This is a genomic window from Candidatus Binatia bacterium (genome assembly GCA_036504975.1).
Lineage (GTDB): Bacteria > Desulfobacterota > Binatia > UBA9968 > UBA9968 > JAJPJQ01.
Genome location: DASXUF010000031.1, coordinates 1 through 10,468, shown reverse-complemented (window position 1 = coordinate 10,468; position 10,468 = coordinate 1). Strand labels below are relative to the sequence as shown.

Sequence of the window (10,468 nt, the reverse complement as noted above, 5' to 3'; positions counted from 1 at the left end):
TCGGCGGCGGCGCCTTCCTCGTGTGGGCCGACACGGCGGCGCGGACGGTGCTCGCGCCGGCCGAGCTGCCGGTCGGCGTGATCACGGCGCTGCTCGGCGGGCCGTTCTTCCTGGTGCTGCTCCGCCGGAGCCTCCGCGGGCGGGGATCGTGACGGTCCTGGAAGGCGACGACCTCGGCTTCGCCTACGCGGGACGCGCGGTGCTCCGCGGAGTGTCGATCGCCGTCGGCGCCGGGGAGCTGGTCGGCGTGATCGGTCCGAACGGCGCCGGCAAGACGACGTTGTTTCGCATGGTCACCGGGCAGGAGCAACCCGACAGCGGAACGATTCGAATCGGCGAAACGGTGGTCCTCGGCTACGTCGATCAGAGCCGCGCACTCGATCCGGGGAAAACGATCTGGGAAGAGATCTCGGGCGGCGCGGATTTATTGAAGCTGGGCAGCCGCGAGGTGAACTCGCGCGCGTACGTGGGGCGGTTCAATTTTGGCGGCACCGACCAGCAGAAGAAGGTCGGCGCGCTCTCGGGCGGCGAGCGCAATCGCGTCCATCTGGCGAAGATGCTGAAAGAGGGCGCGAACGTTCTGCTGCTCGACGAGCCGACGAACGACCTGGACGTGAACACGCTGCGCGCGCTCGAAGAGGCGCTGGAGAATTTCGCCGGCTGTGCCGTCGTGATCTCCCACGACCGCTGGTTCCTCGACCGGATTGCGACCCACATCCTCGCGTTCGAGGGCGACAGCAAAGTGGTCTGGTTCGACGGCAATTATTCCGAGTATGAAACCGATCGAAAGAATCGCCTCGGCGCGGCCGCCGAGCGTCCACATCGGATCAAGTATCGCCAGTTGACGCGAGGGTAATGGCGGTGCCGCGATGGCAAAACCGCCTCGCATCGAAAAAAATCCCTTCGGTTCCTCCCGCCACCGTTTATAAGCTCCCTTAACCGCTGCCATGTCCGTTAATTATCTACGCGTTTCGCGTTGCCTCCTAGCCGCGTTACGTCATTTAAAGAGCGAAAATACCAAAGTACGCCAACAGGTAGGAAGCTTTCTCTTATTTTTCAACAACTTCCCCCTGGCATACCGGTTGCGATCACCGTTCATACCGTTATGGCAAAGCCAGCTCCGAAAGAGGTCGAGCAGCTCGACATCGCCGATTCCCCGCCTCGGCAGGGCGAACTTCAGCGTGAAAGCGCGCCGGAGGCCGGCACCCGTCCGCGTAAAGTATTTTATGTTCCGGTCAAGGCAAAATTCTTCATTGCAACAGCTTTAGCAGCTCTATGGTTTTCGATCTCGCTTGTGCTCGCGCGACCGTGGTTTTACGACCTGTCGGCTGTAATCGGCGAGGTTCCGGCATTTTTGATCATATTTTTTATCGCCCTGGTGCCGGGTTTTCTCAACGCCCACATCGTGGCAAGCATCATGATGGATGCCCCGCCTTCTTTACCGCTCGACATTCAGTATCCTCCGATAACCATCATGCTGGCCGCGTACAATGAAGCCCAAAACATCCGTGAAACTTTCCGCGGCATCACAGGCCAGGATTATCCCGCTCCCGTGAAGGTCATCGTCGTCGATGACGGCTCCACGGACGACACGGTTGAGATTCTCCACTCGCTAAAATTGCCTAACCTGCAAATCGTCCAAGCCAAACACGGCGGCAAGGCTCGCGCGTTGAACCGCGGACTCATGCGTGTGACCACGGACATCGTCGTCACCATCGACGCCGATACGTTTCTCCACCCTCAGGCGCTGAAGCGAATCGTGGCGCGGCTGCTGTCGGATCCGGCGGGCACGGCGGCCGTGGCGGGATGCGTTCTCGTCAAGAATTCCCGTGAGACTTTCATCACGCGCCTGCAGGAGTGGGATTACTTCACCGGAATCGCGTCCGCCAAAAGACAGCAATCTCTTTATCAGGGAACGCTTGTGGCCCAAGGCGCTTTCAGCGCATTCCGCACGCAAGCCGTTCGCCAGGTCCAGGGATGGGCGCCCGTGATCGGAGAAGACATCGTGCTCACCTGGGCGCTCCTGAAAGAGGGATGGCGCGTCGGTTTCGAAGCGAGCGCCATCGGCTTTACCTGCGCCCCGACGGATTTCAAAGGTTTTTTCCGCCAGCGCAGACGATGGGCCAGGGGAATGATCGAGGGCCTGAAGCAGTACGGCTCATTGGTGTGGAAAAATTCCAGACTTTCGAGCTTCTTCGTTGCCGTCGATTTTGTTATCCCGTTTGTCGATCTATTTTACTCGTTCGTTTTTTTACCCGGAGTTATTCTTGCGCTGACCGGCCGCTATTACGTCGCCGGCCCCCAAACGCTCATCCTGCTGCCCATGGCGCTGGCGATCATCGCAGTGATGCATTTCAAGCAAAAAAAGGTGTTCGACACACTCAACCTTAAAATTCGCCAGAACTTCGCCGGATTCCTTGTTTTCATGTTGCTCTACCAGATCATCATGTCGCCGATCTGCGTCGTCGGTTACATTCAGGAGTTTTGCGGAACCGTAAAACGGTGGTAACATAGCCCCCGCAGTGAAGCCGGTCGGACTCATTAAGGGGGCATTGCCAAGCAGGAGCACGGCGCCGCCGGTCTTCATCGTTGTTCTGCTGTTTTTTTTGCTCTCTCCTCAGGCTAACGCCGCCGAAATTTCCTCAGCCTCAGAATCCGCAATCGCGTCGGCCCGCCAGAACAAGCAGGCGGGGGACCGGCACGTCGCCGAAAACGACTTGGATAAGGCGGCGGACGCCTATGCCAGAGCTCTCGACCTCGCCCGGGAAAGTTTTTCTGTCGATGAAAGAGTGCGAATGGCGATTTACCTTTCGCGGGCGGATCGTTTAACAAGAGCGAAAGAAGAGCTCGCCATGGTTCTGGCGGCAGAACCGAACAACCTGGAGGCCAGGGCGCTTTTGGCCCGCGTGCTTTCATGGAACGACGAGTTGAGCCAGGCCATCGATGAAGCGGAAAAGGTTTTGCGGCAGGATCCGGATAACCGCGAAGCCTTGCAGGTCAAAGCGGACGCCCTGCAATGGTCGGGAGACTTGCGGCGATCCATCCCGATCTACGAGAAGCTACTTCGGACTCGGGACGATTTCGACGCCAGACTTGGGCTGTCCCAGGCTCTTCTCGCGGCCGGTAACCGGACTAGCGCCAAGGAGACGAGCGGGCTTCTGCAGCCGATCACCCCGAACCAGCGGAATCGTCACGAAAAATTCCAGGACACATTAGACTCTATAAGCCGCCCCAGGCTGGATCTCAGGTACCTTTACTATAATGATACGGACGATAACCGGGTCGACCGGTACAGCGCCTCGCAGCGTTTTTGGCTGGGGAACTTCGACCTCGGAGCAAATTTCCGCCATACCGAGGCCAGAGACCCGACCCGCTACCAACAGGCAGAAGAGCTCTCGTTCAGGGGTTACGCGAACTATAATGAGAGTTTTGCCACCGGTGGAAGTCTCGGTCTGGCAAACCTGGGCCGCGGTCGTAATCGGTCGACGTTTGCAATAGGAGACGTTCGATTGGACGTCAAAATGCCGCGCGCCAGCATCGGCCTGAATCTGGCGCGCGAGCTGCTGACCGACTCGGCGCAACTAATAGAGAATCGGATCCGGATGGTTATCGCCGGGGTCCAGTGGTCGCAGCAATGGACGGATCGGTTGTCGGTCTCTACCGGATACAAATATCGAACTTTCTCCGATGTGAACCACTCTCATGACGCTCAGCTCGCGTCGCAATACATACTTTTTCGCGACCCTAAAATCGCCGCCGGTTACCGTTTTAGATATCTTAACTACGATCGGCAAAGCGGCGGCGGTTACTTCGATCCCAACGATTACTATTCGAATCGCGTCTTCATGTCTTCTTACATCGAGCGGCGGCTGTTTTATTTGTTTTCGGAAATTTTTGTCGGACAACAGGCGTTCAGAAGAAACGGCGTCAAAACCAAAGACCCGGTCTACGGCGGCTCCGCCAGCCTTGGTTTGAAACCGAGCCGTAACCTGACGATCGAGTTCAACATAGAAGGCGGACAACTCGCTACCGGAACCGCCACGGGGGCGGGCTTCGGATACTTGATCCTGGGCCCGAGAATCCTGATCAGATTCTGACGATCTCGTCTGAGCGCCGAGCTACTTTGGCCCGGCTAAAGAAACCCTAAGCCGACTCGATGAGAACCAAAGATCCCTGCCCGGTTTGCTATTTGACTCGGGTGCTTTGTATCTGCGCCTCGATACCGAGGCTCGATTTAAACACCAGGGTTTGCCTTGTCGTACACGTGAACGAGCTGAAGCGCAGCAGCAACACGGGCCGGCTCGCGGTAAAAGCACTCGTCAACAGCGAGATGCGGGTGCGGGGGGATACGAGAGAAGCGCTCGACCTTGGAGATCTCTTGACCGATCGGTACCGGACTTTTTTGTTTTACCCTTCCGCCGACGCCGTGGAATTGGATAGTGCGTTGGTCGCGCAAGACCGGACGCCGATTCAGCTCATTGTTCCCGACGGAACCTGGCGGCAGGCGAGGAAAGTTCACACCCGGCATGATGAATTAAAAGACGTGCAACGGGTGAAGATCGGCGCTCCGGACAGCTCGAAGTTTCATCTGCGCGCCCAACATCGACCGGAAGGGATGGCCACCCTGCAAGCCGTGGCTCATGCCCTCGGCGTGATCGAAGGCGATCACGTGAAGGATCAGTTGATGAAACTTTACGATTTAAGAGTCGAGCGGACGATGGTTGCGCGCGGCTGGTTGAGCGGAAGACGCTCGACTTGGAGGAAACACCATGACCTTGGCCGCCTATAACCACGTACCTCTTCCGTCTTTCATGTACGGCACGGCGTGGAAAAAAGAGGCGACGGCGGGCCTCGTGCAGGTTGCCGTGGCGTCGGGCTTCCGCGCCATCGACACGGCCAATCAACTGATCCATTACGAGGAAGCTCTGGTCGGGGAAGCCTTGCAGGCGCTCGCGAAGAAAGGCATCAAACGAGATACCCTGTTTCTCCAGACCAAGTTTACTCCGGTCGGCGGCCAGGGCGGTCGAATCCCATATGATCCCTCGGCCGTTCTCACCACCCAGGTAAAACGGTCCTTCGACAGCTCGTTGTCACACCTCGGCACCGACTACGTCGATTCCTATGTTCTACACGCGCCCTATTCGCGGCGCGGCTTGGGAAAAACGGATTGGGAGGTGTGGGCCGCGATGGAAGAACTCTATCGATCGGGAAAAACCAAAATGATCGGCATCAGCAACATCACGGCCCAACAACTCGAACTTCTACGCCAACAGGCGAATGTTAAACCCATGGTGGTGCAGAACCGGTGCTTCGCCGCGCTCGGATGGGACATGGAAGTTCGGGAGATCTGCTGGGCGAACGGCATCATCTATCAAGGCTTTTCGCTGTTGACCGCGAACAGAGAAGTCTTTACCGATCCAGCAATTCACGCGATCGCGAAACGGTTAGGTGCTACTCTCGCGCAGGTCATCTTTCGCTTTGCCATGCAGGTCGGCATGCTCCCGTTGACCGGAACCACGAGCGAACGACATATGAAAGAAGACCTCCAAGCCGAAAAGTTCGCGCTCACCCCCGAAGAAATCCAGCGGATCGAAACGATCGCGCTGTAAAACGAAACCCGCTATGCCTTCAGAAGCCGACACAGCGGTCTGATATTTTCCAGCGTCTCCAGGCTCTCGATGGTTTCTAGAGCGTGCTGAGTCGAGCTCTCGTCGAGAGCCTGGCGCGCGCACTGAGTAAATTTTTCTTTGCGCTCGTCCGCAGTCATGGGAATTTCTGGACTTCCCCTGGCGTGCTGTACCTCGCGTGAATAGGTCTCCCCGTTCTTCAACCGAACGGTGACCCGGCAAGGACGGCTCCCTGGGTTGCTCGCCTTGAGGTCCTTGTCCGGTTTCATGCGGATTCTTTCCGCGAGCTTCAAAACATCGGGATCGCGCACGGCCGCATCCGTGAACATGTTCAGGGAAACATTTCCATCGATGATCGCTCGGGCGAGGAGATATCCCATGCAAAACTTTCCCTGAATTCCGGTTTGGGGAACTCGAAATGCAATTCGGTCATAAGTGTGCTGCGTTACATCCACATCGATGGATTCCACCATCTCCGCCGTAAGGCCATGCTTCGCCCTGAAGTCGAGCACCGCATCGATCGGCTGATGCGTCAGGCCGCCGCAGGGATAGGGCTTGATTCGGATGCCGTCGGTTAGGATCGCATACGACACGCCCAACTCGCCGAGCGGCCCTTCGCTCGGCGCCATGCGATAAAACATTTCGGAGAAACCGTTTGCTGCTTCGATGCCGCGCGCGTTTGCCGTGTACCCCGATTGAGCCAGCTTCGCCGACAAGACGCCGTTTCTCGCCCCCAACCCGACATGCAAAGGCTTGGACATGGTGCCAAAGTTACAGACGACCCCACCGGCCATCGATGCGGTTATGCCGAGCGCCATTTCGACTTGAGACGCATCGAGCCCGAGCAGCTTCGAGCAAGCAGCGGCCGCCCCAAAGGCGCCCAAAGTTCCAGGGGCATGCCAACCGCCTTGCGTCGAATCGCGCAGCGCAAAGACCAGCTTGGCGGTGGTTTCAAAGCCCGCGACGTAGGCTTCGAGAATTTGGCGGCCGCCGGCGCCTAACGATTCTCCCAGGGAAAAGACCGCTGGAATGATGGGAGCGGTGGGCTGTCCCATCAGCGTGAAGCTGTGATCGAAGTCCAGCGCGTGCGCCGCCGTGCCGTTGGCGAAGGCCGCCTGCAGCGCCGAAGCCTTAAAACCCTGCCCAAAGACGCTTGTTTCCTGCTTGGTTTTTTCCTGCCGCGCGATCTCAGCGCAGATTTTGGCGCATTCGTCCCGACTGCCGGCAAGGGCAACCCCAAGACAATCGAGCACCGCCGCCTTGGCGGTCTCCAATGCCTTGGGCGGGATGGTCTCGTATCTGGCGCCGACCACGAATCGGGCGATTTTCGCCGTTACGTCCATGGTTTCCTCCGTTGAGTCCCTTTACAGAGATACTTGAAGTCCCTCATCCAAAACAAGCACCTCGTCCAAGGTCGGCGCTCTTGCAAGAATCTCCGGGGTAGGATTTATTCACAGACCGGCATCCAGAGTGTTTTGTGGCACGAGGCAAAGACAATCTGATTTCCGGCGCTTGTCTCGCCGCTTTCGGGATCTATGTCATCTCGGCGGCCGCCAAACTGCCCTATGTCTCCGAGGTCGGCCCGGGACCCGGATTTTTTCCGCTCTGGATCGGCATCGGCCTGGTATTGTTCGCGTCTGCTTTATTATTCGCGTCCTTCTCGCGTTCCCGGAGCGAAGCCAAGAGGGAAACACAATCCTGGAAAACTACCGCGCGAGCCTTGGCCGGCTGGCTCGCCATGATGGTTGCGATCGCCCTGCTCGGTAGAATCGGTTTTGCTCTGAGCTTCGTCGCTCTCACAACATTTCTAATCGTTTTTCTGGACCGCCGTTCGCCTTGGCTCGCCCTCGGCGTCGGCGCCGCTCTCGCCGTGGCATTCCAGCTGATTTTTGCGGTGGCGCTCGATATTTCTTTACCCCCGGCTCCCTGGGGATTTTGACTTAAAAAGGAAACATTGACGAGATGGATGCCTTGGGAAATCTCCTGCTGGGCTTCGCCGTCGCGCTCACACCCGTAAATCTGTTTTGGTGTCTTATCGGCGTGGTGTTGGGCACCGTGGTCGGCGTGTTGCCGGGCTTGGGACCGGCGGCGACGATCGCGATGCTGCTGCCGCTCACCCTCAAGATGGATCCCGCAACGGCGATCATCGCGCTCGCCGGCATTTTTTACGGCGCGCGATACGGCGGCTCGACCACGTCCATTCTTTTGAACATCCCCGGCGAGTCGTCTTCCGTCGTGACCTGTCTCGACGGTTATCAATTGGCCCGCCAGGGGAGGGCGGGCGCGGCCTTGGGGATTTCCGCCATCGCTTCCTTTATCGCCGGAACCGTGGGCGTCTTGGGTCTAATGCTGATCGCGCCGCCTTTGGCCCGCTTCGCTTTGCGCTTTGCGCCGCCCGAGTATTTCGCCCTGATGGTTTTAGGTCTTGCCATGGTGGTTTTCCTGGCCGGAGATTCGATGGTCAAAGCGCTGCTGGCCATGCTCGTGGGTTTATGGCTGGCGACCATCGGCACGGATCTCTTCACCGCCGAATCGAGATTTACTTTCGGCCAGGTGAAGCTGCTTGGCGGCGTCGATTTTATCGCCGCGACCGTGGGGATCTTCGCGATCGGGGAGGTGCTGGTCAACCTGGAGTCTCGCGGGGGCGCCGAGATCTTCAAACTTGCAAAAGGCTTGAGAAACCTTTTGCCGACCTTGCAGGATCTCAAAGATTGCCGCTTCGCTTTTGTGAACGGCTCCGTCATCGGCTTCCTGATCGGCGCGCTTCCCGGCGCCGGCGCCACGGTCGCCTCGTTCTTATCCTACGGCATCGAAAAAGCCTTCTCGCGCCATCCGGAAAGATTCGGCGCCGGCGCGATCGAAGGAGTCGCCGCGCCCGAGGGCGCCAACAACGCGGATGCGGGCGGGGCATTGGTCCCTTTGCTGACTCTCGGCATCCCCGGCGGCAATACCACCGCGATTCTTCTGGGCGGGCTCATTCTCTGGGGATATAAGCCGGGCCCGCTGCTCATCCAGGAGCACCCGCAACTTTTTTGGGGACTGGTGGCCAGCATGTACATCGGCAACGTTTTGCTGCTAGTTTTGAATCTCCCCTTGGTTCCCCTGTTCGCGCAGATCTTGCGCCTTCCCTATTACGTTCTCTATCCGCTCATCATCGGAATTTCGATTGTCGGCGTCTACAGTGTGAACGCCAGTCTATTCGATGTGTGGATGATGGGCCTTTTCGGTTTGTTGGGCTATCTCATGCGCAAGGCCCATTTCCCAACCGCCGCGCTGATTTTGGGAATGGTGCTGGGCGACGGGCTCGAACGGGCGCTGCGCCAATCGTTGATGATGTCGCAGGGAGATATCACGATTCTCGCGACGCGTCCCATTTCCGGAGTCTTGCTGTTGATCGCGATCGCGATCTTGTGTCTGCCGACGATTCGCAAAGTGCGCTCCTGGCGAGTCGAAACTATTGAGCGCGAAGGCTGAAGGTGATAGGGGCGGTTTACCGCGAGAATTTTTCGGGAGGTATCGAATATGAAAAATAGGGCAATTTTATTACCGATCGCAGTCGCTGCGATCACGACCGTATCCTCGGGTTTGGCCTGGAGCCAGGAATTCAAGCCCAGCAAACAGATCGAGACCGTGGTCCATACCGGTCCGGGCGGCGGATCGGATCTGTTGGCGCGCGCCATTGCCGAACTGCTGCAAAAAGAAAAGCTCGTCTCTCAGCGCCTGCAGGTCGTCAACAAGTCCGGCGGCGGCTCCGCCGTCGCGATGTCGTACCTCGCGGAAAAAAAGGGCGAGACGCACACCATCGGTTTTTTTACCGGCGTTTGGGTGACTAATCCGCTCACGACCGCCGAGGCGACGGTCACGATAAAAGATTTGACTCCGGTCGTCCGTCTGGTTCTGGAGCCCGCGGTGATCGCGGTCAAGGCGGACTCGCCGTACAAGAACATGAAGGACTTCATCGACGCGGCGAAGAAGAATCCAAAACAACTCGCGCAGTCCGGCGGCTCCGTTACCTCGCGGGATAATCTCATGCGCCTGTTGATCCAAAAGGCCACCGGGGCGCAGTGGAATTTCATTTCTTTTCCGAGCGGCGGCGAGCGGCTCTCCAACCTGCTCGGCGGCCACGTGCAAATCATGGTGATCGAGCCGCAAGAGGCCGGCGAGCAGATTCGCGCGGGAAATTTGCGGGTCATCGCAGCTCTGGGTGAAAAACGGCTGGCTTCTCTGCCCAATGTGCCGACTCTCAAGGAGCAAGGCATCGACGTTCCGCTGATACCCCAGGCGCGCGGCGTCATGGCCCCGCCGGGAGTTCCACGGGAAGTGGTGCAATATTGGGAAGGAGTCTTCGATCGCTTTGAGAAAACGGCGACGTGGAAGCAGTACCTGGAGCAAAATCAGTTCGAAGACGGCTATCTCAAAGGACCGGGGCTAAGCAAATTTTTCGACGATCTGACCGCGCAGATGCGCGAGGTGCTCAAAGAGGCGGGCGCCAAGGTGGTGCGTTAGTTCTTTGCGTTCTTGGCGTCTTAGCGCGATGACTTAAAACTTCGTCACCTTCGTAATACTATGCTTAATAGTTTTCGCGGTTTGCGCAAATTTTCTTGGCACCGATCCTAAGTTGCCGAATCGACAAGAAAATACGATCTCACCGTCGAGTAGGGAGGAGGCGCACCACATGAACCCATACAGGAACAGGCGTGTCCTCCTCCCTCTCTAAAATTCCGTACGGCGGGTTTTCCCCAGTACGGCTTCAAACTGGAATTCAACCACGACCTTCATCCACAATGTTGAGTTTAAGCGCCAGACCCGCATTCGCTCAGACACCTTGGATTTATACGCGG

At 57.9% G+C, this 10,468-nt stretch carries 9 protein-coding genes and 1 pseudogene; 9 read left to right on the top strand and 1 reads right to left on the bottom strand.

Annotated features, from left to right (window positions below):
• From VGL70_04785 to VGL70_04760, 6 genes and pseudogenes are all read left to right on the top strand, one after another.
• On the top strand, nt 1-152 hold a 152-nt coding region (locus tag VGL70_04785), incomplete at its 5' end, for an iron chelate uptake ABC transporter family permease subunit (GenBank protein HEY3302837.1).
• Nucleotides 134-856: pseudogene (locus VGL70_04780) on the top strand (ATP-binding cassette domain-containing protein). The gene VGL70_04785 and the pseudogene VGL70_04780, both read left to right, overlap by 19 nt.
• Nucleotides 857-1,105: 249 nt before the next feature.
• Entirely contained in the window at nt 1,106-2,509 is a 1,404-nt protein-coding gene (locus VGL70_04775; protein HEY3302836.1) for a glycosyltransferase, read from the top strand.
• 43 nt (nt 2,510-2,552) lie between these two features.
• Complete coding sequence (locus tag VGL70_04770; GenBank protein HEY3302835.1) at nt 2,553-4,097, top strand: tetratricopeptide repeat protein; 1,545 nt, start codon at nt 2,553-2,555, stop codon at nt 4,095-4,097.
• 59 nt (nt 4,098-4,156) lie between these two features.
• Complete coding sequence (locus VGL70_04765; protein HEY3302834.1) at nt 4,157-4,789, top strand: tRNA-uridine aminocarboxypropyltransferase; 633 nt, start codon at nt 4,157-4,159, stop codon at nt 4,787-4,789.
• Entirely contained in the window at nt 4,770-5,609 is an 840-nt protein-coding gene (locus VGL70_04760) for an aldo/keto reductase (GenBank protein ID HEY3302833.1), read from the top strand. Before VGL70_04765 ends, VGL70_04760 begins: the two co-directional genes overlap by 20 nt.
• Nucleotides 5,610-5,620: 11 nt before the next feature.
• On the opposite strand, the gene VGL70_04755 is transcribed toward VGL70_04760, so the two are convergent.
• Entirely contained in the window at nt 5,621-6,970 is a 1,350-nt protein-coding gene (locus VGL70_04755; protein HEY3302832.1) for an MmgE/PrpD family protein, read from the bottom strand.
• A 134-nt stretch (nt 6,971-7,104) separates the two neighbouring features.
• Here VGL70_04755 and VGL70_04750 point away from each other — a divergent pair, with 134 nt between their 5' ends.
• Genes VGL70_04750 through VGL70_04740 form a run of 3 tightly spaced genes read left to right on the top strand, consistent with a single transcriptional unit; the run spans nt 7,105 to nt 10,133 of the window.
• A complete protein-coding gene (locus VGL70_04750) occupies nt 7,105-7,566 on the top strand; it encodes a tripartite tricarboxylate transporter TctB family protein (protein HEY3302831.1) in 462 nt (153 codons plus the stop codon).
• Nucleotides 7,567-7,589: 23 nt separating this feature from the next.
• Nucleotides 7,590-9,101 carry a tripartite tricarboxylate transporter permease gene (locus VGL70_04745; protein ID HEY3302830.1) on the top strand — a complete coding sequence of 504 codons (1,512 nt, stop codon included), beginning with the start codon at nt 7,590-7,592 and terminating at the stop codon, nt 9,099-9,101.
• A gap of 48 nt (nt 9,102-9,149) precedes the next feature.
• Nucleotides 9,150-10,133 carry a tripartite tricarboxylate transporter substrate binding protein gene (locus VGL70_04740; protein ID HEY3302829.1) on the top strand — a complete coding sequence of 328 codons (984 nt, stop codon included), beginning with the start codon at nt 9,150-9,152 and terminating at the stop codon, nt 10,131-10,133.
• Nucleotides 10,134-10,468: the final 335 nt, after the last annotated feature.